This is a genomic window from Desulfonauticus sp., from assembly GCF_055126295.1.
The window spans coordinates 140,271-164,407 of the sequence record NZ_JBSRHE010000005.1; the positions used below are offsets into that span (position 1 = coordinate 140,271).

Annotated in this window: 24 protein-coding genes and 1 tRNA gene; 22 read left to right on the top strand and 3 right to left on the bottom strand. The window is 37.8% G+C overall.

Annotation, left to right across the window (positions count from 1 at the left end; genetic code table 11):
- Positions 1–3: 3 nt before the first annotated feature.
- The 9 genes from cbiR to ACTCIM_RS04975 are packed head-to-tail and all read left to right on the top strand — an operon-like array spanning position 4 to position 8,695.
- On the top strand, positions 4–729 hold the full coding sequence (gene cbiR / locus ACTCIM_RS04935) for a cobamide remodeling phosphodiesterase CbiR (RefSeq protein WP_472314178.1): 726 nt from the start codon (positions 4–6) through the stop codon (positions 727–729).
- Positions 722–1,234, top strand: coding sequence for a bifunctional adenosylcobinamide kinase/adenosylcobinamide-phosphate guanylyltransferase (locus ACTCIM_RS04940; protein WP_029965831.1), 513 nt, complete (start codon positions 722–724; stop codon positions 1,232–1,234). Before cbiR ends, ACTCIM_RS04940 begins: the two co-directional genes overlap by 8 nt.
- The gene (locus ACTCIM_RS04945; RefSeq protein WP_472314180.1) at positions 1,221–2,243 is read left to right on the top strand and encodes a DHH family phosphoesterase; all 1,023 of its coding nucleotides are present in this window, start codon (positions 1,221–1,223) and stop codon (positions 2,241–2,243) included. Before ACTCIM_RS04940 ends, ACTCIM_RS04945 begins: the two co-directional genes overlap by 14 nt.
- Complete coding sequence (polA, locus tag ACTCIM_RS04950) at positions 2,236–4,815, top strand: DNA polymerase I (RefSeq protein ID WP_472314183.1); 2,580 nt, start codon at positions 2,236–2,238, stop codon at positions 4,813–4,815. The genes ACTCIM_RS04945 and polA overlap by 8 nt, the downstream gene beginning before the upstream one ends.
- Positions 4,816–4,836: 21 nt before the next feature.
- On the top strand, positions 4,837–5,994 hold the full coding sequence (locus ACTCIM_RS04955; RefSeq protein WP_472314185.1) for a pyridoxal-phosphate-dependent aminotransferase family protein: 1,158 nt from the start codon (positions 4,837–4,839) through the stop codon (positions 5,992–5,994).
- A 1-nt stretch (position 5,995) separates the two neighbouring features.
- Positions 5,996–6,403, top strand: coding sequence for a DUF1844 domain-containing protein (locus ACTCIM_RS04960; protein WP_029965839.1), 408 nt, complete (start codon positions 5,996–5,998; stop codon positions 6,401–6,403).
- 19 nt (positions 6,404–6,422) lie between these two features.
- Positions 6,423–7,457, top strand: a complete 1,035-nt coding sequence (argC, locus tag ACTCIM_RS04965; protein WP_472314188.1) for an N-acetyl-gamma-glutamyl-phosphate reductase — start codon at positions 6,423–6,425, stop codon at positions 7,455–7,457.
- A gap of 15 nt (positions 7,458–7,472) precedes the next feature.
- Positions 7,473–8,561 carry an EAL and HDOD domain-containing protein gene (locus ACTCIM_RS04970; RefSeq protein WP_472314190.1) on the top strand — a complete coding sequence of 363 codons (1,089 nt, stop codon included), beginning with the start codon at positions 7,473–7,475 and terminating at the stop codon, positions 8,559–8,561.
- Positions 8,522–8,695, top strand: coding sequence for a hypothetical protein (locus ACTCIM_RS04975; protein ID WP_472314192.1), 174 nt, complete (start codon positions 8,522–8,524; stop codon positions 8,693–8,695). The genes ACTCIM_RS04970 and ACTCIM_RS04975 overlap by 40 nt, the downstream gene beginning before the upstream one ends.
- Positions 8,696–8,833: 138 nt before the next feature.
- Here the strand turns inward: ACTCIM_RS04975 and ACTCIM_RS04980 are convergent, their stop codons facing one another.
- Complete coding sequence (locus ACTCIM_RS04980) at positions 8,834–12,040, bottom strand: DEAD/DEAH box helicase (protein WP_472314195.1); 3,207 nt, start codon at positions 12,038–12,040, stop codon at positions 8,834–8,836.
- Positions 12,041–12,171: 131 nt separating this feature from the next.
- On the opposite strand from ACTCIM_RS04980, the gene ACTCIM_RS04985 reads away from it, so the two are divergent.
- The 11 genes from ACTCIM_RS04985 (at position 12,172) to trhA (ending at position 21,470) form a co-directional block, all read left to right on the top strand.
- The gene (locus ACTCIM_RS04985) at positions 12,172–13,761 is read left to right on the top strand and encodes a peptide-binding protein (protein ID WP_472314198.1); all 1,590 of its coding nucleotides are present in this window, start codon (positions 12,172–12,174) and stop codon (positions 13,759–13,761) included.
- A gap of 1 nt (position 13,762) precedes the next feature.
- Positions 13,763–14,788 carry a tRNA lysidine(34) synthetase TilS gene (tilS, locus tag ACTCIM_RS04990; RefSeq protein WP_472314201.1) on the top strand — a complete coding sequence of 342 codons (1,026 nt, stop codon included), beginning with the start codon at positions 13,763–13,765 and terminating at the stop codon, positions 14,786–14,788.
- Positions 14,781–16,106: a sigma-54 interaction domain-containing protein gene (locus ACTCIM_RS04995; RefSeq protein WP_472314204.1), complete on the top strand. Its 1,326-nt coding sequence runs from the start codon at positions 14,781–14,783 to the stop codon at positions 16,104–16,106. Before tilS ends, ACTCIM_RS04995 begins: the two co-directional genes overlap by 8 nt.
- Before the next feature lie 5 nt (positions 16,107–16,111).
- Positions 16,112–16,429: a NifB/NifX family molybdenum-iron cluster-binding protein gene (locus ACTCIM_RS05000; protein WP_472314206.1), complete on the top strand. Its 318-nt coding sequence runs from the start codon at positions 16,112–16,114 to the stop codon at positions 16,427–16,429.
- Positions 16,422–17,390: a hypothetical protein gene (locus tag ACTCIM_RS05005; RefSeq protein WP_472314208.1), complete on the top strand. Its 969-nt coding sequence runs from the start codon at positions 16,422–16,424 to the stop codon at positions 17,388–17,390. Before ACTCIM_RS05000 ends, ACTCIM_RS05005 begins: the two co-directional genes overlap by 8 nt.
- Positions 17,391–17,495: 105 nt before the next feature.
- Entirely contained in the window at positions 17,496–17,777 is a 282-nt protein-coding gene (locus ACTCIM_RS05010; RefSeq protein WP_029965857.1) for a 4Fe-4S binding protein, read from the top strand.
- Positions 17,777–18,949 carry a transketolase C-terminal domain-containing protein gene (locus tag ACTCIM_RS05015; RefSeq protein WP_029965865.1) on the top strand — a complete coding sequence of 391 codons (1,173 nt, stop codon included), beginning with the start codon at positions 17,777–17,779 and terminating at the stop codon, positions 18,947–18,949. The genes ACTCIM_RS05010 and ACTCIM_RS05015 overlap by 1 nt, the downstream gene beginning before the upstream one ends.
- Complete coding sequence (gene porB, locus ACTCIM_RS05020) at positions 18,942–19,874, top strand: pyruvate synthase subunit PorB (protein WP_029965868.1); 933 nt, start codon at positions 18,942–18,944, stop codon at positions 19,872–19,874. The genes ACTCIM_RS05015 and porB overlap by 8 nt, the downstream gene beginning before the upstream one ends.
- A gap of 69 nt (positions 19,875–19,943) precedes the next feature.
- Positions 19,944–20,546, top strand: a complete 603-nt coding sequence (locus tag ACTCIM_RS05025; RefSeq protein ID WP_472314211.1) for an AEC family transporter — start codon at positions 19,944–19,946, stop codon at positions 20,544–20,546.
- A gap of 28 nt (positions 20,547–20,574) precedes the next feature.
- Entirely contained in the window at positions 20,575–20,799 is a 225-nt protein-coding gene (locus ACTCIM_RS05030; RefSeq protein WP_472314214.1) for an AEC family transporter, read from the top strand.
- Between the two features lie 29 nt (positions 20,800–20,828).
- Complete coding sequence (gene trhA, locus ACTCIM_RS05035; protein WP_029965874.1) at positions 20,829–21,470, top strand: PAQR family membrane homeostasis protein TrhA; 642 nt, start codon at positions 20,829–20,831, stop codon at positions 21,468–21,470.
- 13 nt (positions 21,471–21,483) lie between these two features.
- On the opposite strand, the gene ACTCIM_RS05040 is transcribed toward trhA, so the two are convergent.
- Together ACTCIM_RS05040 and ACTCIM_RS05045 are read right to left on the bottom strand one after the other, a co-directional pair.
- The gene (locus ACTCIM_RS05040) at positions 21,484–22,065 is read right to left on the bottom strand and encodes a YkgJ family cysteine cluster protein (RefSeq protein WP_472314217.1); all 582 of its coding nucleotides are present in this window, start codon (positions 22,063–22,065) and stop codon (positions 21,484–21,486) included.
- Between the two features lie 53 nt (positions 22,066–22,118).
- Positions 22,119–22,195 (bottom strand) — tRNA-Arg (locus ACTCIM_RS05045).
- Between the two features lie 235 nt (positions 22,196–22,430).
- Here ACTCIM_RS05045 and phnC point away from each other — a divergent pair.
- Both phnC and phnD read left to right on the top strand, forming a co-directional pair.
- Positions 22,431–23,216, top strand: a complete 786-nt coding sequence (gene phnC, locus ACTCIM_RS05050) for a phosphonate ABC transporter ATP-binding protein (RefSeq protein WP_472314219.1) — start codon at positions 22,431–22,433, stop codon at positions 23,214–23,216.
- 28 nt (positions 23,217–23,244) lie between these two features.
- Positions 23,245–24,114, top strand: coding sequence for a phosphonate ABC transporter substrate-binding protein (phnD, locus tag ACTCIM_RS05055; RefSeq protein ID WP_472314221.1), 870 nt, complete (start codon positions 23,245–23,247; stop codon positions 24,112–24,114).
- The last annotated feature ends 23 nt before the right edge of the window (positions 24,115–24,137 follow it).

The following is a 24,137-nucleotide window of genomic DNA, read 5'->3' on the forward strand; positions in this document are numbered from 1 at the left end:
AAAATGAAAAAATTTATTTTAAGTGCTCCTTCCTATGTTTTATTTGCTTCTATCAAGGAAAACTGCCTATTTTTAAAAAACTTTGTCTCTGATGTTTATCTGGCTCTTTTTGAGTTGCATTCCTGCTTAAATTATACAGAAGAAGATTTACCTCCAGATTTAGCTGAGATAGGTTTAACCTATCATGTTCACCTGCCTTTGGACTTAAACTGGGAGCAGGCAGAGACTACCAGTAAGGAACTTTTAAAGCTGGTACAAAAAGTGAATTTTTTGCAACCCAGTTGTTTTGTCCTGCATCCGCCTCCTTTGGCCAGGGATTTAAAAGTTTTTGTTTTAAGTTGGTTAGAAGCAGGATACCTGGCTTCGAGTTTGTGCCTAGAAAATATTCAGGGAAGAAATCTTGAAGATTATTGGCAGGTTATAGAAGAGTTTGACTTATCCATCTGTCTGGATATAGGCCACTTACTTGCTTACAAGCAGCACAATATTTTGGCTTTGCCTGGATTTTGGCCTAGGGTCAAGGTGGTGCATTTTTATGGCCAAGAAAAGGCAGGAAAACACACTTCCTTAGAAGACTTACCTGCAGCTGGTTGGCAAATCCTGCAAGAGGTATTTTTTCGTCTGGAAAATAAAATTCTGGTTCTGGAGCTGTTTAACAGGCAAGATTTTTTGTCTTCTTATCAGTTGCTTCTGGACAAAAAAGAGGATTTAGGAGTTTGTTTTGTTTAGTTTGGTTTTGGGCGGAGCAAAGTCGGGCAAAAGTAATTTTGCTTTAAAGCTTTTTAATAATCTTCAGGGTGAAGGTGCTTTGGTGGTTACAGGTAAAGGTCTGGATTTTGCTTTTAAAAAACAGATTTTGGACCATCGTTTAGAGCGTAATCCTGAAATAAAGGTCTTTGAAGTGGAGAAAAATTTGGCCGGGACTTTAAAATCTTTACCTGCTTCTTTGGATAAGATTTTAATCGAGGGACTTGATTTTTGGTTTTTTTCTTTGTCTAAAGAAGAAAGAGAAGAATATCTAGAAGCTTTTTGGGAAAGTTTGGCTTCCTTAAAGCAGGAAGTTATTTTGGTCAGCAGTGAAGTAGGACTTGGGCTTTTGCCAGGAAAATTAACCTGGGAAGTAAGAGGATTGGGAGAATTCAATCAGAAACTTGCCAGACTGTGTGCAAAAGTATATCTGGTAGTAGCTGGTTGTGCTCTCAAAATTAAGGATCAAGAAGATGGCTTATTTTAAGAATCTGACGGATAAAATCCCCTCGCTTTTGTCGCTTCTGGATAAAAGTGAACGCTGGCTTATTTTGGTCAATGCAGACCCAGATGCCCTGGCTTCAGCCATGGCCTTAAAAAGGATTTTGGCCCACAGGGTATTAGAGGTAGCTATTGGACATGTCAATGAAATTAGCAGGCCGGATAATCTGGCTATGGTTAAGCTTTTGCGTATTCCTACCCAAAAGGCTACTTCCAACTTAATAGTTCAATTTGATAAATTTGCCCTGGTGGACTCCCAGCCTCACCATCATCCAGACTTTGCCCAACTCAACTTTTCCATTGTAATTGACCATCATCCTTTACTTAAAGAGCATCCAGTAGAAGCTGAGTTTGTGGATATTCGTCCTGAATATGGGGCCAATTCTACTATTTTGACTGAATATTTGTACAATTTAAAAATAAGGCCTGGCAAGTTGCTGGCTACAGCCCTGGCCTATGGAATAAAAACAGATACCCAGAGTTTTGAAAGGCCCTTTGTGGATACGGATATCAAGGCCTTTAAGTACCTTACCAAGTTTTACAACCCCTTGCTTTTACAAAAGATTATTCGTTCTGAATTTCATAAAAGCTGGCTAAAATATTTTTCCCAGGCCTTAAAAAAAGTGAAAATTTTGGGAAATGGTCTGGCAGTTTTTTTAGGTAGTGTGGAATCTCCTGATGTCCTGGTTATTCTGGCAGACTTTTTTTTGCAGGTGCATAATATTTCCTGGGATATGGTGGGTGGACTTTATGATGATAAACTAGTGGTTATTTTTAGAGGTGATGGCCTGAGAAGAGATATGGGCAAGTTTGCGCGCAAGCTTTTTGCTGATTTTGGTCCTGCTGGTGGGCATAGAACCATGGCCAGAGCAGAGATTCCAGTAGAGAAACTGGGGGGAATACATCCTCAACAATTTATGTGGCAGCGTTTTTATCATGTGCGCAAACGCTCTACCTGTGCTCCTAAGCAGGAGAAAAAAATAGAAAATGCTTAAAAAAAAATTTGCCTGGGAAGGAAATCCACTTTTTTTAGTGGATGGAAGTTCTTATATTTACCGGGCTTTTTATGCCTATCGTAATCTTACTCGCTCAGATGGTTTTCCTACCAATGTAATTTACATTGTCCTGCGTTTAATTCTAAAAATTTTAAAGGAAGAAAAGCCGCGCTATCTAGGCTTTTTTGTTGATGGGCCTAAGCCGACCTTCAGAAAAGAGATCTGGGCAGAATACAAAGCCAACAGGCTGAAAATGCCTGAAGATCTGGCCAAACAGATTCCTTCGCTTTTACAGGGGCTTAAACTGTTAGGAGTTTACTCCCTAATCACAGAGGGTATAGAGGCTGATGACTGTATTGCCAGTTTAGCTGCGAGGTTTAAGGATGAATTTCCTATAGTTATTGTAGGCAGTGATAAGGATTTAAATCAACTTTTAAGTCCAGGAGTGTTTATTTGGGACCCAGGAGGAAAAGAAGAAAAATTCCTTTCAGTGGAAGATTTTGTTCAAAAGTGGCACTTTGCCCCCCGGAGCTGGCCTGATTTTCAGGCCCTGGTAGGAGATAGTAGTGATAATATTCCAGGGGTGCCTGGCATTGGACCTAAAACAGCTCAAAACATATTAAAGCAATTTGCAACCCTGGAAGAGCTGGAGCAAAACTTAGATAAGCTAAAGGGTAAGGCCAGGAAGGTTATTGAAGAGTGCTTTCCCAAGGTGTATCAGTACCGGGAACTTACTCGCCTGCGTCAAGATTGTTGCCAGGAAATAGACCTGAAGACCTTAACCCTGGGAGAGCCAGATTGGCCTGCATTTAAAAATTTTTGTAAGGAGTATGAGTTTTTTTCCCTGTTAAGGGAAATCGAGGAACTGGATAGTAGCAAAAAGAGGGTAGAAAAAGGTAAAGCTCCTAATTTACCTTTTTTTGAACTAGAAAAAAAGGCCTCCACTAAAGTATCAAGGCCTCAAGTTCAAGAAAAACAGCTTAAAAATTTAGAACAGATTTGTGCCATCTGGAAAGAAGGAGAAAAGTTTTTTATTGGCGATGGTAAATTAGAACTGGAAATAGATGAAAAACTTTCTGGAGAATTTTTGGACACCAGAAAGGAAATTTACCTTTCTTCTTTAAAGGACTTTTATTCTCAGTACTCTTTTCCCTGGACCCGGGAAAACTGTTTTGACCTCAGTCTGGCAGCCTATCTTTTGGACCCAGAGCAAAGGGATTATTCTTTATCTACTTTACTTCAGGGAATAGCTAGGGAAGTTGAGCATCTAGTAAGCCCTGGAGAGCCTTTGTCCAGAAGTATTTTATCCCTGGGAAAACATCTCAGGGCTAAATTACAGGCGGCTAATCTGGAAGAACTTTTATTAAAACTGGAGCAACCTCTTAGTGTGGTGCTGGTGAATATGGAAAAAAGGGGTATTTTACTGGATTTAGAGAAATTTAAACTTTTTTTAAAAGAAGTAAAAAAGGAGTTAAAGGACTTAACTCAGGAAATTTATAAATTGGCAGGCAAAGAGTTTAATATTCGCTCCAGTCAGCAACTGGCGCAGGTCCTTTTTGAAGAATTAAAATTAAAGAGTCGCAAAAAAACTCCTACTGGGCAGTTTTCCACTGCAGAAAGTGCCTTAGAAAGTTTACGCCATCAGCACCCCATTGTGGAGCTTATTTTGCGTTATAGAAGCCTAGAAAAGTTGCGCTCTACCTATTTGGAGCCTTTACCCAAAAAAGTGGATTCTAAAAATAGATTGCACACCACCTTTAATCAACTGGCTACTGCCACAGGAAGGCTTTCCAGTAGTAATCCCAATTTGCAAAATATTCCCATTAAAGGTGAGTATGGGCCTAGAATGAGAGCCTGTTTTGTGGCTCCAGAAAATAAGTTTTTATTATCTGCTGATTATTCGCAAATAGAACTTAGAATTTTAGCTCACTTTTCCCAGGACCCCTACCTGGTTCAGGCCTTTAAAGAAGGACAGGACATTCACACAGCCACGGCCTGCTTGATTTTGGAGAAAAAACCTCAAGAAATAAGTGCTGATGATAGAAGAAAGGCCAAAACCATTAACTTTGGCTTACTTTATGGCATGGGGCCCTTAAAATTGAGTAGGGAGTTAAATATCTCTTTAAAAGAAGCCAAAAGTTTTATTGAACTTTATTTTAAAAAATTTGCAGGCGTAAAAAGATTTTACGAGCAGGTAGAAACCCAGGCCATGGAAAAGGGGTTTGTCACTACTATTTTGGGTAGGCGCCGTTTTTTGCCCCATATCTTTTCCAGGAACGAACAGATGGTAGCTCAGGCCAAAAGAATGGCTATAAATACAGTGGTTCAGGGTTCTGCTGCAGATGTGATTAAAAAGGCCATGCTTTTGGTTGAAGAAGATGAGGTGTTAAAAGAAATTGAAGCCAGGCAGATTTTGCAGGTTCATGACGAACTGGTGTTGGAAGTGCCCAGGCCCAAGATTGAACTGGCTGTGCAGAGAATAAAGGAAATCATGGAAGGCGTGTATGCGTTTGCTGTGCCTTTGGTGGTAGATGTGGGCTTTGGTCATAATTGGGGAGAAGCTCACAGTTAAATAGAAAAGGGGAGAAAATAGATGCACAAAGCAAGAATGTTGACTCCAGGACCTACACCATTACCTGAAGAAGTCAGGCTTACAGCTGCCAGAGAACTTATTCATCATCGTAAAGAGGAATTCAAGCATATTTTTGCCCGCGTCAGAGCAGGCTTAAAGTATCTCTTTGGCACTAAAGAGGAAGTGCTTATTCTCACTTCCTCAGGTACAGGAGCCATGGTAGCTGCAGTAGAAAATATCTTTTCTCCTGGAGAAAAGGTGCTGGTGGTTGAAGGCGGCAAGTTTGGCCAAAGGTTCAGGGAAATTGCCTTAAATTGGGGCTTAGAAGTGGTTTCCCTGCCTGTAAAATGGGGTAGGGCTGTAGAGATAAGTCAGATTGAGGAAAAGTTTAAAGAACATCCAGAGATTAAAGGCATTTTAGTTCAGGCTTCAGAAACTTCTACAGGCGTTATGCATCCAGTACAAGAGATTGCCTCTTTTTGCCAGAAAAAAGGCATTTTGTGCGTGGTGGATGGCATTTCTGCCGTGGGTATTTCCCCCTGTCCCATGGATGAGTGGGGAATAGATTGCTTGCTAACTGGTTCGCAGAAGGGGTTAATGTTGCCACCTGGCCTTGCTTTTGTAGCCTTAAGTGGCAGAGCCTGGGAAAAGGTAAAAAGTAATTGTAAAAGGCCTTTTTACTTTGATTTAATAAAGGAAAAAAAGAAGGTGGTACAAAACCAGACTGCTTATACTCCAGCTATAAGCCTTATTCTAAGTCTGGAAGCGAGCCTAAAATATTTTACAGAAAAGGGATTAAAGGAAATTTATTTAAAACAAAGAGCCCTTACGGAAATGGTCAGGGCTGGGGTAGAGCTTATAGGACTTGAACTTCTGGTTAAGGAACATTACACTTGGGGACTTACCTCTGTGCTTTTGCCTAAAGCCGTATCTGCAAGCAAGGTTCTAAAATATATGAAGGATAATTTTGGTTATACCTTAGCTGGTGGACAGGACCAGTTAAAAGATAGAATAATTCGTATAGGACATATGGGTTATGTGGATTATGTAGATTTGCTTGGCGTTTTATTTGCGCTTAAGGAAAGTTATGTTGCTTGTGGTGGCTTTAGTGGAGCTAGAAATTATCTGGAAGAGTCTTTAAAGGTCTACTTTAAGACTTTATCTGCAGGAGGGTGTTAAGATGTCCGAAAAAAAAGAAGAAAAGATTATTGTTAACGATCGTCGTGTAAAACTGGACGAGGAAGAATTAAAAGAAGAAAAGTCTTCTGAAAGTGAAGCCCGCAAGCTTGCTCAGAAAAAGATAGCGCATGATTATGCCAAAGTAAGTGCCAAAGAAGAGGTAAATCTGCCCAAGCTGGATTTTGCCACCTTTGTAATTTCCCTTAGCTCTTCAGCCCTGGTGCATTTAGGGGAGATAGCTAATCCAGAAACCAACACCACTGAAGTAAACTTAGCCCTGGCCAAACAGACTATAGATTTATTGGGACTTTTAGAAGAAAAGACCAGAGGCAATTTAAGTGCGCAAGAGGAAAAACTTTTAAAAGATGTTTTATTTGACCTTAGAATGAAGTATATTCAAAAGGCATAAACTGGTTGAGGTTTATACTATGCAAAAAACCAAGGTGGGTATCATTGGCGTAAGCGGTTATACAGGAATAGAGCTATTGCGCTTACTGGAAAATCATGCGGGTTTTGAACTGGTGGAAGTTACTTCCAGAAAACTTGCAGGAAAAGCCGTGCAAGAGGTTTTTCCTTTTGTGAGTAAGTATGCAGAATTGATGATTACAGATTTAGAGCAGAGCAATTTAGAGGCAGAGCTTTATTTCCTGGCTCTACCTCACGGTACAGCCATGCAGGTGGCCAAAAAATTGTTGGAGCAAGGCAAAAAAGTAGTGGACCTTAGTGCAGACTTTAGATTGCAGGATGTAAAGGTTTATGAACAGTGGTACCAGGTAAAACACTTAGCTCAGGAATATCTGGATAAAGCTGTTTATGGCTTGCCAGAAATTTATGCTGAGGAGATAAAAAAGGCTTCCTTAATAGCCAATCCTGGTTGTTATCCCACTTCAGTTATCTTGGGCTTGTATCCAGCCTTAAAATATGATTTAATTGAGCCTGAAAACCTTATTATAGACTCCAAGTCAGGCACCACTGGAGCAGGGCGCTCGCCCAAAGAAGCTACTTTGTTTTGTGAGGTTTATGACAATTTTTATGCTTACAATCTGGCCAGGCATCGCCATACTCCAGAAATTGAGCAAGAATTAAGCAAGGCTTGCGCAAAAGAGGTTAAAGTTTGTTTTTCTACTCATCTTTTGCCCTTAAATAGAGGTATTTTAAGCACCATTTATGCAGACTTAAAGGTAGACTTACAAAGGGTTTTTGAGGTTTATAAAGATTTTTACGGGTCTAAAAAGTGGGTCAAAGTGCTTCCTTTAGGAACATTGCCCCAGGTTAGGTGGGTAAGGGGTACTTTTAGTTGTTTTATTGGTTTAGTGGAAGATAAAAGAACGGGAAAGCTAATTGTGGTTTCAGCCATAGATAACTTATGTAGAGGAGCCTCAGGTCAGGCTCTGGCCAATGCCAATTTGTTGTGTGGTTATCCTCTGGAAATGGGATTAATAAGTACAGCTTTGGTCCCTTAAAATGAGGCAAGATAGATGAGTTTAGAAGAAATATTTATTGCCAGGCAACCTATTTTTAACCGCAAGGAAAAGCTTTGGGGTTATGAACTGTTATTTCGTTCAGGTAAAAAATTAAATCAGGCTGGTGCAATAGATGATGAAGTTGCTACAGGCCAGGTGCTTGTAGATGGTTTTAATCTGGCCTTTAAGGAAGGCCTGAATTTAAAATATTTAATTAATTTTTCAGAAAAATCCCTTTTAGAAGAGCACTATAATTTGCTTCCTTCTCAGCATGTGGTTTTAGAGATTTTGGAACGGGTAAATCCCACTCCCAAGCTGGTAGATTGTTGTAAAAAGATAAAAAAGCAGGGCTATGTGCTGGCTGTGGATGATTATGTGGGGCAGGAAGAATTTAAGAATTTAATTGCTATTGCAGATATAGTAAAGGTAGATATTTTAGAGCTTTATGAGTGGGAACTGGAAGAAATAGTTACCAACCTTAAAAAGTATAAAGTAAAACTTTTGGCAGAAAAGGTTGAAACCAGAGAAAAGTTTCTAACCTGTTTGGAATTGGGATTTGACTATTTTCAAGGATTTTTCTTTAGCAAGCCAGAAATCCTGGAAGGCAAAAAATTAAGCTCTAGTGAAGTCAGCAAGTTAAAAATTTTAAAGGAAATTAGTAAGCCTGAAATAAGTTTTAAGGGGCTTAGTGAAATTATCAAACAGGATATTAATTTAACTTACCGCTTAATTAAATATATTAATTCACCTTATTTTGGTTTTAAAGAAAAGATTTCTTCTTTGCAAAGGGCTTTAACCTGTTTGGGAGAGAAGAAAATAAAACAGTGGCTAAGAGTTGTTTTGCTGGCTGACTTAAGTACAGAAGATAGGGGAAAGGAAGTAGTCTTTTTATCTGCCTTTAGGGGCAGGTTTTTGCAGCTTTTGGCTGAAAAGTTTTTTGGAGAAGAGTCAGGGGAGAAGTTTTTTCTTTTAGGACTCCTTTCTTATCTGGATGTATTGTTGCAAAAAAGTCTATCTGAAATAGTGGAAGAACTGTTCCTGGATGAAGACATTAAAAAGGGTTGTTGGACCCAGAACATCCCTATCATCAATGGCTGGTTTTAGCCTCTTACTTGGAAAAGGGAGAGTGGAGAAAAGTAGGTAAACAACTTGCTTTTTTGAAAATAGATCCCACCTATGCCAGTGAATGTTTAAATGCAGCTTATCTTTGGGTAAATAACTTACTAAAATCTGAGTAGTAGCTTTTAAGAAAGTAAGTAAACTCACAAGCAGCTAGTTCCTGCTACTTCTGGTTATATTTTCTTTTGGAAGTTAGATTATTAGAAGGTAAAAAAGTCTTTGAATAAGGTTTCAGGGGAGATTTCCCCTGAAACCTTTTAAACTTCAAAAAGCATTTCCAGATCTTCTCTAGTTAAGCTTTGAATGGCGCTTTGACCAGGAATAATGGCTTCAGCTACTCCTTTCTTTTGCTGTTGTAGGGTTAAGATTTTTTCTTCTACAGTGTTTTGACAGATCATTTTATAGGCAAAAACCTGTTTGGTCTGGCCAATACGGTGGGTGCGGTCAGTGGCTTGATTTTCCACAGCCGGATTCCACCAGGGGTCATAGTGGATGACATAATCAGCAGCAGTCAGGTTTAGCCCTGTACCTCCAGCTTTAAGAGATATTAAAAAGATGGGGATATTGGGATCATTGTTAAATCTGTCCACCTGTTCAAATCTATCTTTGCTGGAGCCATCCAGATAAGCAAAGGGGATTTTGTTCATGGAAAGCCAGGAGCGAATGATGTGCAGCATCTGCACAAATTGAGAAAAGACCAGTACTTTGTGCCCATCTTCAATGATGGTGGTGACCAGCTCTTTAAAGGCCTCAAATTTGCCAGAAGGCAGGTTGGTTTGCACTCCAGGCATATCCAGCTTTAACAGTCGAGGGTGGCAGCAGATTTGTCTTAGTTTGAGCAGGGCATCCAAAATGGACATTTGAGAGCCAGCAATGCCTTTTTCTTCCACTCTTTGTAGGACCTGTTCTTTGAGTTTTTTGGCCAAAGAAGCGTAGAGTTCCATTTGTTCGTCCAGCAGGGCAGTGTAGTAAACATTTTCCACCTTGGGTGGCAGGTCTTTGGCCACCTGGTCTTTGGTTCTGCGCAAGATAAAGGGTTTTACTCTGTTTTTTAAATAGTTAAGAGCCTCTTCATCCCCGTCTTTAATGGGTTTGATAAATCCCTTGTGAAAGGCGTGTTGGGAGCCCAGAAAGCCTGGCATGAGAAACTCAAAGAGAGACCAGAGTTCCAGCAAGTTGTTTTCAATGGGAGTTCCAGAAAGACACAATCTAAAACGGGAGTTTAACTTGCGTACAGCTTTGGCAGTAATGGTATTGGGGTTTTTAATGTTTTGGGCTTCATCTAAGATAATGCTTGCGTATTCATAGGGTAATAAAAATTCCAAATCTCTTCTAAGTAAGGCATAGGTAGTTAGGACCAGTTCTGCTTCTTTGATTTGGGGGAAAATATGTTCTCTTTTGGCCCCGTAAATTACCAATCTTTTCATGGTGGGGACAAATTTTTCTGCTTCTCTTTCCCAGTTGGGCAAAACAGAGGTGGGTACCACAATAAGATGCGGACCAGTTATACCCTTTTCCTTTAGGTGCTGAAGAAAGGAAAGGGTCTGAATGGTTTTTCCCAGTCCCATTTCATCGGCTAAAATGCCACCAAATTTGTATTCATAGAGGAAGTTGAGATAGCTTAAACCCTGTAGCTGGTAAGGTCTTAAGGTGGCATTGAGCTCTTTAGGTTGCTCTACTGCGGTAATCTCCTTAAAAGTATGAATTTTCTCTCTTAATTCATCCCAGAAAGAATCTGCCTGGAGTTCATCCACATCTTCTACCAGTTTATCAATGATTGAGGCTTCGTGATGAGCATATTTTTTCTTGGGACCCTTTTCTGGATCCAGACCCATGGTTTGCAGTTTGTGTCCCAGCTTTTCCAGCCAGGATTCTGGTAAGCTGGTGTAAGAGCCATCTTTTAACTGAACATAACGCTTGCCTTGAGACCAGGCCTTCCAGATTTTTTCTATGGGCACGGAAATATCATCATATTCCACCACAATATCCACATTGAACCAGGTGTTTTCCTCTTTGCTTTCCACCTGGGCAACCACCCTGGGTGGAGAGAGCCTTACTTTGTACCTGGATAGGTTCTTTTCTCCATAAACTCTATATTCTTTTACCAGTTTGGGATATTCATCCAGGAGGAAATTGATGGCTTCTTCAGGCTCTAAGAACCAAAGGGCATTGTTTCTGGCCTGAAAGCCGAGATTCATAAGCCTGTTTATTAGTTCTCCTTCTTTTTCCTGGTCTCTTCGAATAAGAAAGGATTTTCCTTCAAATTGATAGCTTCCTGTTTGTAAGTCCGGGTCTGGACCAGGCAAGGTAAACTCACCATGTTCAGTTTCATAAACATTTTGAATTTGAAGGGTTAGCAGGCTACCTTCTTCTTCCAAAAAGAGTTTGGGATTGTATTTGGCTTCCACAAAAATGGGAGCCATTCTTTCCAGAAACTTTTCTTGTTCAAAGAGGTCTGAGGCTGGAATCTGGGTCCAGACTCGATCCAGAAATTCAGAAATTTCCTTATGAGGTACAATAGGGGGCTTTACTACCAGTTCACGAATGAGAAAGGGAGGGATACCAGTATGTACTGGATAAAAAGTATACTTCCAAAATACCCATAAGGGCATGTCTCCAAAGAAAAAGGTCTCTTCTCCTTTGATGGGAAAGGGAATCTTGCCTTCTCTGCCCAGCATGACTTCAAAGGTTAGTCCATCTTCAGTAAGGGTTGGTTTTAACTGTAAGCGCATGGGAGTGGAGACAATGCGTACAGGCTTTTCTGTTTCCTCAAAAAATAAGTAATACTCATTTTTAATAGCAGTAAAAAACCAGCTCATAAGTCCATAGGGTATTTCTACCTTATGGCCATAATAGTCTAAGTATTGGCCAATTTGTTCTGCCACTTGCGGAAGGTCTGGCGATACTTCACACCATTCTGGATTGCGCAGGATTTGTTCTAAGGTGATGGGATTTAAAACAGAGGAAAGTCCGGATTTATTTTGTCTGGCTCTAAAAAATTCTACCTGCAGACGACCTACTTCTGGGAAAAAACGGTAAACTATGTAGTGTTGGCCTGGTTCTGGTTCTAGTTGAGTAGCAAAATAGCTTTTAAAAGTAGTTTTCCAGTCTGTACTGACCAAAATAGCTTCTTCTTCACTGTTTTCCTGCTCCAGGGAGTGAAGGTATTTGATAAGAGTAGCGCCTACATGCTTACATATGCCAGCAAAGGATTCTGGACAGTTACAATAATAAGTTACAGATTCCAGTTCTAGGTTTAGAGAGATCTCGGTTTGATAGACTTGGAAATCCTCGGCCTGAACCTGACCGCTTAATTCTAAGTAATCAGAGTGTTGTTTGAGGTTTAGCTTAAGGTCTTCTTTAGAGGCCATTTCCTGGGCGTTTTCGTAAATATATTCTGGAATGTTATCTTTCACAAATGCAGCTAAAATGTCTTTGACTTTTTTCTCTTCATTCATCACCATTAATTCATTGACTCCTTACATTAACAAAAGTGGTAAAAAAGAACATTTCTATTTAAGCAAATTGAGGACTTTTGGCAAGATTTGAAAAAAGTTTTTTTACTAAACTGAAAAAATAGGTTTAACTGACTAAAATGAAAAAGGTTTTTATTTTGTTATACCTTGTTTTTTGGGGCCTTAATCCTTGGCTTAGAGCTCAGGATTTAGGCGGAAGGATTATTTTAAGCACCTTAAGTGACCCTACCAATCTTATTCCGCCTTTGGCTACAGATGCCTTTTCCCACGAACTAGCTGACTTGTTATATGTTTCTCTTTTAAAGTATGATAAAAATTTGCAACTGGTGCCCTGGGCTGCCTCTGGTTATGAAGTTTTAGATGGGGGTAAAAGGCTTAGGTTTAAGCTTAAAAAAAATATTTTTTGGTTTGACGGAAAACCCTTAACTGCCGAAGATGTCTATTTTACTTATAAATTAATGATAGATCCTAAGACCCCCACTGCTTATGGCGAAGATTTTAAACTGGTTAAAGAATGTCGGGTCCTTTCTCCTTATGAACTGGAAGTAACTTATCCCAAAGTCTATGCAGGCTCTCTTGCCTCCTGGACCATGTCTATCTTGCCCAGGCATATTTTGGAAAAAGAAGACCTCTTGCAAACCAAATATAGTCGTAACCCTTTGGGAGCAGGGCCTTATAAATTAGTAAAATGGGAAAGTGGCAGGAACTTAATTTTAAAAGCCAATGCTAATTATTTTGAGGGCAGGCCTTATATTGATGAGGTTGTGTATAGGGTTATTCCTGATATGAATACCATGTTTTTGGAGTTAAAGGCTGGTAATTTAGACAATATGAACTTGTCTCCTTTGCAATATATTTTTCAGACTAAGGGAAGATTTTGGCAGAAAAATTTTAATAAATATAAGTATCTTGCTTCTTCCTATACCTACCTGGGTTATAACTTAAGACATCCTTTATTTAAGAATGTAAAATTAAGGCAGGCGATAGCCCTGGCTTTAGATAAAGAGGAGATTGTTAAAGGAGTTTTATTTGGACTGGGAGAGCCAACAATAGGCCCTTATAAACCAGGCACCTGGGCGTATAATACCAGGATAAAAGATTATCCCTATAATCCTGTAAAGGCTAAAAAGATTTTAGAAGACCTGGGATATAAGGACCTGGATGGAGATGGTTTTTTAGAAAGGGATGGTAAAAAACTTGAGTTTACCATTCTGACCAATCAGGGAAATGACTTGCGTCTAAAAACTGCCATAATTATTCAATATCGTCTGGCTCAAGTGGGAATTAAAGTGCATATCCGGACCCTGGAGTGGGCTACTTTTATCAACGAATTTATTGATAAGGGTAATTTTGAAACTGTAATTTTAGCCTGGACTATCCCTCTGGATCCAGACCTTTTTGATGTCTGGCATTCTTCAAAGGCTGTAGCAGGTGGGTTAAATTTTATGGGATATAAAAGTAAAGAAGTGGATAAACTCTTAGAACTTGGTCGAGAGACTCTGGACTTGAGTCAAAGAAAAAAAATTTATGATAGGGTCCAGGAGATTTTGCATAAAGAACAGCCCTATTGTTTTTTGTATGTGCCTTATGCCCTACCCATTGTGCACAAGCGCATTAAAGGGATAGAGCCTGCTCCAGCAGGTATTGGTTATAATTTTATCCGCTGGTGGATTCCTAAACAATATCAAAAGGTTAACTTTAGTTTTTAAAATGGCTTTGCGTTTACAAGACCTGCCCGCCCCAGCTGCTCATCTGGTTTTAAAAGTAGAGCGTTTTTTGCGTCAGGAACTTAAAGTTTCCACTCAAAATAAATCTCTCCTCTTGTCCTTGTCTGGCGGTCCTGATTCTACAGCTTTAGCCCTCATTTTAACCCTTCTAAAAAAAAGACTAAAACTTAAGGAAATTGCTGGTTTTTATTTGGACCATGGTTTACGCAAAGAAAGTAAAGAGGAAAAAAGGTTTTTAGAAGATTTAAGCCAGAGACAAGGATTTTCCCTTTATTTTTTTTCCACCAGGGTAGATCTTATTGCCCAAAAAACAGGAAAAGGCCTGGAAGAAATAGGTAGAAATCTTCGCTATAAACTTTTAACCTATTTAACTAAAAAATATGGTTTTGAACTGGTTGCTCTAGGACACCATTTAAATGATCTGGCTGAAGATGTGCTTATGCGTTTTATTCGAGGTACTGGTTGGCCTGCGTTGGGAGGTATGGAAGCAAAAATTGAGCAGGATTTTTTTACCTTATTGCGTCCTTTAATTTTTCTTACTAAAGAGGAAATACTTAAGTTTTTAGAACTGGTAGGACAGGGATATTGTGTGGATAAAAGCAATGAGGATTTAAGTTTTTTAAGAAATAGGGTTCGGCATAATATCTTGCCTCTATTTTTAAAGGAAAATCCCTTGTTTTTAAAAAATGTCTTTAAAATCTGGAAAATCAGTCAACTGGAAAGAAGGGATTTGAAACAAATTTTAAATAAAATAGAAATAAAAAAAGATGATTGTTGTATAGAAGTAAAAAGAAAGGATCTGGAAGGGTTAGCAAGTCTGGATAGATTGAATTTATTGGCCTTTTACCTGGATAAGATAGGGAAGGGACAGGTTCTTTTTGATAATCTGTACAGGTTAGAACTTTTTTTAGAACAAGATAGTAGTTCTGCTAAAACCTTTGAATTTCCTGGCAAAAAAAAGGTAAAAGTATTAAAAGACAAAATAGTGATTATAAAAGAAAATGAATAATAAAATAAATTTTGATTTAGATCTTTTGCATCTTTTAGATCAGATACCTCACGGTATAATCATTTTTGATTTAGAGAAAAGAGTTCTTTTTTTAAATACTTATCTGGAAGTGTTTCTAGGTACAGAACGAGATAAACTTTTGGGCAAAAAATGTTACCAAGTTTTGAGAAGTAATTGTTGCCTGGATAGATGTTTAATGAAAACAATAGATAAGAATGAATATCAAGAAGCAAATTTAATTAACTACTATCGGGAGTTAAAAAAGATAAGACAAAAAATAGCTCCTCTGGTAGATAAAGACGGTAACATTGTCGCTTATTTAGAAAGCATAGAAGAACTTAAAGAAGAAGAGAAGCTTAGCCAGGGAGAATTTAGCAATATTTTAGGAAATTGTCCCAAGATGAAGGAACTTTTTGCCCTTGTTCCCATAGTAGCCAAGACTGATTCTGCAATTTTGATTACTGGAGAGACAGGAACAGGTAAGGACCTACTAGCAGAAGCGATTCATCAACACTCTTTTCGCAAGGATGGTCCTTTTATAAAGGTGAATTGCGGAGCTTTACCTGAAAATCTTTTGGAATCTGAACTTTTTGGTTATAAAAAGGGAGCCTTTACAGGTGCAACCACAGATAAACCTGGCTGGTTTAAACTTGCTCATAAGGGCACAATTTTTTTAACTGAGATAGGCGACTTGCCATTATCTTTACAGGTAAAGCTTTTATCTTTTTTAGATGATCAAGTGATATATCCTTTGGGCAGCACCAGGGGGATAGAGGTGGATGTAAGAGTTATTGCTGCCACGCATAGAGATTTGAGACAGATGATTAAAGAAAAAAAATTTAGAGAAGATCTTTTTTTTAGACTTAATGTGGTCAGGCTGGCTTTGCCTCCTCTTAGAGAGAGGGGAGAAGACATAAAAGAACTACTTTATTATTTTCTGAATTTTTATAACAAAAAACTACAAAAAAAGATAAAAGAGTTTTCTTTGGATGCGTTAAGATTTTTGCTTTCTTATCGATATCCTGGAAATGTAAGAGAGCTTAGAAATATTGTAGAGTATAGCGTGGCTGTGTGTATGCAAGAAAAAATTGGTTTGGAAGATTTGCCTGCCTATCTCAAAGAATATACTGCAGTTACCCCTCAGATAGAAAAAAAAGAAGTATTTTCCCCGGAAAAAGAAGACAATTTTCAAGACTTAGAGAAAAATATGATTCTAGAAGCCTTGAAACAATGTAGAGGCAAAAAAAGTGAAGCTGCCAAATATCTGGGTTGGTCTAGAAGTAAACTCTGGCGTAAAATGAAATTTTATAGGATTTAATTAAAATGACCAAAGTCCTAATTCCCATTTTAGGAAAAGAGGTTGCTCCTCGCTTTGATTTAGCTTTGGAAGTGTTTATTGTAGAGTTTGATTCCAAGTGGAAAGTTATTTCCAGTAAGAATGTTATTTTGCCTGAATCTTCTGGAGAAGAAATGTGCTCTTTAATTCTAAAGGAAAATGTGGATATTGTTCTTACTAACGGTATTGAAGATGAGTATTATAATTATTTAAAGTGGAAGAAAGTAAAAGTTATAGATAATGTTATGGATAATATAGAAAATGCCTTGGCCTTTTTGATAAGAGAGGAGAGAAGGTATGAGTAGAAAAACAATTTTTATTTTACTTTTGGTTTTAGTTTCTGGATTTATTTTTCTTTTTACTTTCAAATTTAAAAAAGAGCCTGTAAAACAGGTAGAAGGTATAAAATCCAAGGTTTCTTCTAAAATAGATAAAAATACTACTTATGGTTATGAATTTTCTTCTCTAAAGCCTGAAGTTAGTGAGAATAATACAGAGGAAGTTGTGGAAGAGGAGAAAAAAGAGGAACAGGTAACTGATTTACCCCCAACATTTCCTCAAGTATCTTTTTTTCAGGTTGAACTGGTAGATAGAGTAATTGATTTTTTCCTGAAAAATTATGATTCTCAAAGGGATAATTTTACTTTTAGTTTAAAAAAGATGAATCTTTATTTTGGAGTAGATTTGGAAGGATTTACAGCAGAAGGAGAAGATGTTCAGCAAAAAAGACTTTTTATTTTTAAACAGTTATTTTCTACTTCTTTTTCTCAAGAGATTTTCCCTTTACTTAAATCCTTTGTACTTTACCGATTGAATGATAAATTGGATAGTTATGTTAAAGAAAATAACTGGCCAGAAGCCAAAAGAAAATTGTTCTTAACTCGTTTACAGGAAAAAATTTTAGCTATTGCTAGAGAGTTAAACTTAATGGGTTCTAAGACAGAATTGGTAACAGGAATAAAGGATTATCTGGAGATTCAAAAAAGTCTTTATCAAATCTATGCTAAATACTGGCAACTGGAAGAAAAAGATAAAGAAGAAAAAGCTAGATTGGGTGACTTAATTAAAAAGACTATTTTTGCCAGAGAACACTTACAAAAAAAGATTTTAGCCCAGCTTAAAGATGTTGGACTTAGTGCAGAAGATAAGTTATACCTCGGTTTATGGACTTATCGGCGTATGGAAAAAGATGGTTTTACTTCGGTAGAGATATTAAGGCTGGCTTCTATGTTAGAAGATTTGGCCAAGAGCTTGCTTAAAGCTTAAAAAGGTTTTTGGAAGGTTAAAAAAGACCGTTAATCGAAGAAAAGTTTGTTTTGTTTACTTTCTTGGTTAACAAAGAGAAAATTGTAAAAATGGAGGAAGATTGTCATGACCTATCCTGGTTGGAAGGATCTAGAACTAGGAGCAGCCATTACTACTCCAGGTAATGCTGCTGAACTTAAGACAGGTGATTGGCGGACTGAAAAGCCCGTATTAGATGAGGAAAAGTGTATAAAATGTGGTTTGTGTGCGGTTTATTGCCCTGAGTTTTGTGTGGAAGAGGGAGAAGATGGTTTTTTTAGAGCCAATCTTTATTACTGTAAAGGGTGTGGTATTTGCGTGCAAGAATGTCCTAAAGGGGCTTTAAGTTTGGTATTGGAGGAAAAATAATGGCTAAAAGAATAGGTACAGAAGTTTCTTTGGCTATAGCTGAGGCAGTAAAGTTGGCCAAGGTAGATGTTATTTCTGCCTATCCCATAACGCCTCAGACTCATATTGTGGAAGAATTATCCCAGATAGTAGCCAATGGGGAGCTAGAAGCAGCATTTATCCCTGTAGAGTCAGAACATACAGCCATGAGTGCAGCTGTAGGCTCTTCTGCTACAGGGGCCAGGGTATATACAGCCACTTCTGCTCAGGGGCTTGCCCTGATGCATGAGATTTTATTCATTGCTGCCAGCATGCGTCTTCCCATTGTTATGACCATTGCCAACAGGGCCTTATCTGGCCCCATTTCCATCTGGAATGACCATAGTGATATTATGGCTGAACGAGATGTGGGCTGGATTCAACTTTTTGCAGAAAATGGCCAGGAAGCCTTTGATTTGACTATTATGGGCTTTAAAATTGGAGAGGATAAAAGAGTACTTTTGCCTGTGGGCGTAAATATAGATGGTTTTATTTTAAGTCACATGATTGAACCTGTGATTATAGAAGACCAGGAAAAGATAGACGCCTTTTTGCCTGAATATGTTCCTCAGTTAAAACTGGATGTGGAAAAGCCGGTTACCATGGGTCCTGTAGGAGTGCCTGAAATATATGCTGAGGCTAAAAAACAGCAGGAACAGGCTCTTTTTGATTCTAAAAAGGTAATAAAAGAGGTGTTTACAGCCTGGGAAAAGAGTTTTGGCCGCAGTTATAAGGTGGTGGAGCAAAATGGAGCTGAGGATGCTGAGGTGGTATTTGTGACCATGGGGTCTTTAGGAGAGACTGTAAGCACAGCTATTGAAGAGTTAAATGCTCAAGGAGAAAAGGTAAGGCAGGTGAGAATTAGGCTCTGGCGTCCTTTTCCTGAAGAGGAACTCTTGGAAGCCTTGCAAGGCGCCAAAAAGGTTATTGTTATTGATAGGGCTTTGTCCTTTGGTAGTCCCAACGGCCCGGTGGCTACTGAAATTAAGGCTTCTCTTTATGGCAGAGACTTTGAGCCAGAGGTATATAATTTTATTTGTGGTCTTGGGGGCAGAGATGTAACTCGCAAAGATTTTCAGGAAATGTATAAATTAGCCACTAAAGGTCAATATAAAGATGAATATTTAATTTGGGGAGTTAGAGAAAATGACTAAACAGATAGAATATGAAAAAATTACAGCTAAAAATTTACCCAGGGAATCTTTGATAGCTTCAGGACATAGAGCCTGTCAGGGTTGTGGCGAAATTTTGGCCATGGGCATGGTGATGAAGGCAGCAGGCCCTGAAACTATTGTGGCCAATGCCACTGGTTGTATGGAAATCGTTACTTCCCCATTTCCCCAAACTGCCTGGAAAACTCCCTGGATACATGTTGCCTTTGAAAATGCAGCTGCAGTTGCCTCTGGCATAGAAGCAGCTTTAAAGGTTCTGGAAAAAAAGGGTAAACTGAAAAAAAGACCCAAGGTCATTGCCTTTGCTGGGGATGGCGGAACTGCAGATATTGGCTTGCAAGCACTATCTGGTGCTCTGGAAAGGGGACATGATTTCCTGTATGTTTGTTTGGATAATGAGGCCTATATGAATACAGGCATTCAGCGTTCTAGCTCCACTCCTTTTGGAGCAGCAACTACCACCTCTCCTGCTGGTAAAAAGAGCAAAGGCCAGCACACCTGGAAGAAAAATGTGGCCATGATTGCTGCTGCCCATGATATCCCTTATGTGGCTACTGCTAGCCCGGGTTTTCATCTGGATTTGATGAACAAAGTGAGAAAGGCCCTGGCTGTAGAAGGGCCTGCCTATATTCAGATTTATTCACCCTGTCCTACCGGGTGGAGAAGTAAACCCAGTGATAGTATTACCTTGGCCAAGTTGGCCGTGCAAACGGGAGTATTCCCCTTATTTGAAGTCGAATATGGCAAGTTTACTTTGAATCAAAAGGCCAAAAAACTAAAACCTGTAGAGGAATATTTAAAGCTCCAGAGAAGGTTCAGGCACTTAACTCCTGAGGATGTGGAAATTATCCAGAAGAAAGTTGAAGAAAACTTTACAAGGTTAAAAAAGCTTTGTGAGCTAGAATAAAAGATAAATTTTAAAACTGGTAAAAGGACGGCTCTTTACTTGAGTCGTCCTTTTTTTTATCTAAAAAGGATGCATAATTATTTAGCTATTCTTACTTTTTTAAGTTTGGGTTTTCTTTTAAAGAGGATAAAAAGCATTCCCGAAAATACAGGAACAGTATTGAATTTAATTGTTATTTACATTTCTTTGCCAGCTTTAATTTTGTTAAAAGTTCCAACTCTTAAATTTTCCTGGGATTTACTTGTCCCCACCTTTTTACCCTGGATTTTGCTTTTAGTGTCTGTACTTTTGATTGGTTTATGTTCCTACTGGTTTAAGTGGAATAAAAATATTACAGGCGCTTTGCTTTTAGTAGTGCCTCTGGGTAATACCTCTTTTCTAGGTATTCCCATGGTGCAAAGTTTTTTTGGCGAGCAGGGAATTCCCTATGCCTTGATTTATGACCAATTGGGTTCCTTTTTAGCCCTGGTGCTCTATGGTTCTTTAATACTGGTTTTTTATGGAGAAAAAGAAAATAAGCCCACCCTGGGGGCGATTTTGCAGAGAATAATTTCCTTTCCACCTTTCTTAGCCCTTTTGCTGGCTTTGCTGGCTAAGAACTGGCTGCTATCTTCTGAACAGGCAAAGGTTGGGTTTTCAGTTCACTTTGCGTTTGAAGTCAGAGGAATTTAGTAAACTATTATTGGGTTTGGGAATAAAAATGTTCATAATTCCTTTAGTTGCCTGGGAAGGGTGTAAATTGCTGGCCTTAGAGGGACTGGCTGTACAGGTTTCTATTTTTGAGGCTGCCATGCCTCCTATGGTTTCAGCAGGTGCTTTAGCCATAATTGCAGGTTTGGCCCCAGAACTGGTCTCTGCCTTGATTGCTGTAGGTATTTTTCTAAGCTTTATTACTTTACCTTTGTTTTACCAGTTGTTAATGTAAAATAAGTATCTTAAAAGTAAAGTTTAACAATGAATAAAAGAGTAAAATATTATCCTCCCTTAGAAGAAAAGATAAACATAATATCACATGGTTTAGGTACCTTTCTAGGTCTAATTGCCCTGGGTATTTTAATTTATCTATCCAATAACTATGATGATAATGTCTATTTACTTAGTGCCCTTGCTTTTGGACTTAGTTTTATCAATCTCTATGCTGTATCTACTATTTATCACAGTATAAAAAAGGAAAGTTTAAGAGTTAAGCTAAGAGCAATTGATCACGCTTCCATTTATGTTTTTATTGCTGGTACTTATACCCCTTTTGCTTTGATTGTTCTGCCAGATAAGGTGGGCTGGACTGTATTTTCCCTTTCCTGGGTTTTAACCCTGCTGGGAATTGTCCTCAAGATATTTTTTACTGGCAGGTATACCTTTTTATCCTTACTTACTTATCTGGGGATGGGCTGGATGATAATTTTTTTTCTAGACCCTTTAGTTAAAAACTTTTCCTTACCCGGGCTTATCTGGTTATTGGCTGGAGGGGTTGCCTATACTTTGGGGGCAATTGTTTATGCCCTAAAGAAAGTAAAGTTTAACCATGCCATTTTTCATCTGTTTGTCTTAATAGGCAGTGTTTGTCATTTTATATCTATTGCTTTTTATGTCTTTTAAAGAAGGTTAAAAACTATCTTAAAAAAGGCTTAATGAGGTCTAAAACTTTTTCTAAAGGCCTGCCAAAGTAAAAATTTAAAATACTATCTTTTAATTCCAACTTGTTTTTCAGATATTCTCTAATATTAAAATCAAAGTATAGAGCATCTTCTACTTTTTTGATATTTTTTTCTTTTAAATATTTTTTTAATTTATGAAGATTACATATATTTTCGTGTTCTTGAATGATTTCTCCCAGGGCAGATTTTCTTTTGATAATATCCAATCTGTGCAGAAGATTTTTATACTGGATGTTTAGTAAGTTTTGAGGCTGACTGCAAAAGAAATTTTTGCATTCAATGGGTCTGTTTTGGTAAATGGAACAAGAGTTTTGTTCCAAAAATATACATTTTGAGTTTTCAGTTCTTATTTTAATAAGCTCTTCTTTTAAAACAAGGTATTGTTGGCTGCTATGCTCAAAAACCACTTCACCCTGGCGCAGGGTAAGAAGTTTATCCCTGGCAATGATTTTTTGAATAACCAGTTCCTTATCTTCCTGGTGTAAAGTGGGTGGGCTGGTCTCACAGCATTTGGCACAGCGTTTACAGGCAGGCATGGATAATAAAAAAGCTTACCCCAGAAGGGTAAGCTTTCCTTTTCTTTTTTTGGTGGTGCGCCCGGGAGGATTCGAACCCCCGGCCAAGAGCTTAGAAGGCTCCTGCTCTGTCCAGCTGAGCTACGGGCGCCCAAACAGAGGAAGCTTTTTATACTTTTTGTTGGAGTTAGTCAATTTTTTTGTGAGTCAAATTTTGATTAATTTGTCTTTATGTCGGTTAAGTCTAGAAGTTTTTTGGGAGATTTTGAAGTGTTTTTCATAGGATTAGTGGTTGATAGAGACAATGTAATCTTTTTTTTATTGTTATGTAACATATTGGTAACATAGTACACTAATATACTTCCTAACAAAACAAAGGAGGTTTTATGGTTATTGAAATTGAAAAGGCAACAATAGGTTATAAGGAAAAAAAAGTACTTAATTCTATAAAGTTATGTATAAAAAAAGGAGAGTTTGTAGGTATAATAGGGTGTTCTGGGGCTGGAAAAACTACTCTTCTTAAAACGTTATCTGGAAAAACAGATATTTTTGAGGGAGAAGTAAGAGTTTTAGGTTATGATTTAAATAATATTAATAAGAAAGATCTTTCCAGATTAAGAAGTAAAATAGGTTTTATTTTTCAGGGGTTTAATCTTGTGGAAAGAATGAGTGCTATAGAAAATGTATTAACAGGAATGCTTTCTAAAATATCATTATGCAGATCTGTGATAAAGCTTTATAAAGATGAGAACTTAGAAAAAGCTTATAATTGTTTAAAAATAGTTGGGTTAGAAAAAGAAGCACTGGTGAGATGTGATAAGTTATCTGGTGGCCAGAGACAGAGAGTAGCAATTGCTAGAGCGTTGTCTCAAGAGCCAGAAATAATTCTGGCAGATGAACCAGTAGCTGCCCTGGATGTATATAGTTCAAAACAGGTGATGGATATATTATGTAAAGTTAATAATGAATTGCAGGTTACAGTAGTAGCTAACCTTCATCAGCTAGATATAGCTAAGCAATATGCAAAAAAGATTATTGGAATAAAACATGGTCAAATAGTTTTTAATAATAGAGCAGATTTTCTACTGGAGAAACATATTAAAAATATTTTTTCAGATGCTAATAGCTATATTTATACTTCTGAAGTGTATGATAAGTATTTAATTGCATAATTTTTATTTTTATTTAGGAGGTTAAATTATGAAAAAAGCTTTGTTTGTTCTATTTAGTTTGTTTTTTTTGTTGGTAAGTAATTTGTCTTTTGCTAAAGATGAAAGACAAGAATGGCCTAAGAAAATTGTTTTTGCTGTAATTCCTGTAGCTTCTAGTAGGGAAATGACTGAAAGTTTTAGGCCTTTGATTGATTTTTTAGCAAATGAGTTGGGGATTGATGTAGATTTTAAAGTGGCTGATGATTATTCTGCTGTTATTACAGGCATGATGTTTAAAAAGGTAGACGTAGCTTACTTTGGCCCAAAATCTTATTGTGAAGCTGCTAAGAGGGCTAATGCAGAAGCTATAGCTGTAGAGTTAAATAAAGATACAGGAGTTGCTGGGTATTATGGTTTGATTATTACCAAAAAAGGTTCTGGATTAAAGAGTATAGAAGATTTAAAAGGCCATAGTTGGGCGTTTACAGATCCTCAGTCTACAAGTGGTACTTTAGTTCCTTCAGTGTTTTTTGCTCGCATAGGGATAGATCCTAATAAATACTTTAGTAGAGTATTATATTCAGGAAGTCATGAAGCTTCTATTTTAGCTGTAAAAAATGGCAAAGTAGATGCTGCTTCTACTAATGATTTAGATTTTGCTAGAGGTTTGGGTAAGCACTGGTCAGAGTCAGACTTTAATATTATATGGAAATCTAAGATGATTCCAGGATCTCCAATTGCAGTAAGAAAAGATTTACCATCTTCTTTAAAAATGGCTTTAAAAGGAGCTTTCATTTCTTTTAAGGATAAGAAAGGTTTAAATAAATTGAAAATAAAGGGTTATGGTCCTGCGGATGATAGTCTATATAATAGTGTAAGAGAGTTAATAGAGTTTAAAGAAAAATTAAAAAGGAAATAATTAACTTTAAAGTCCTCTATCTT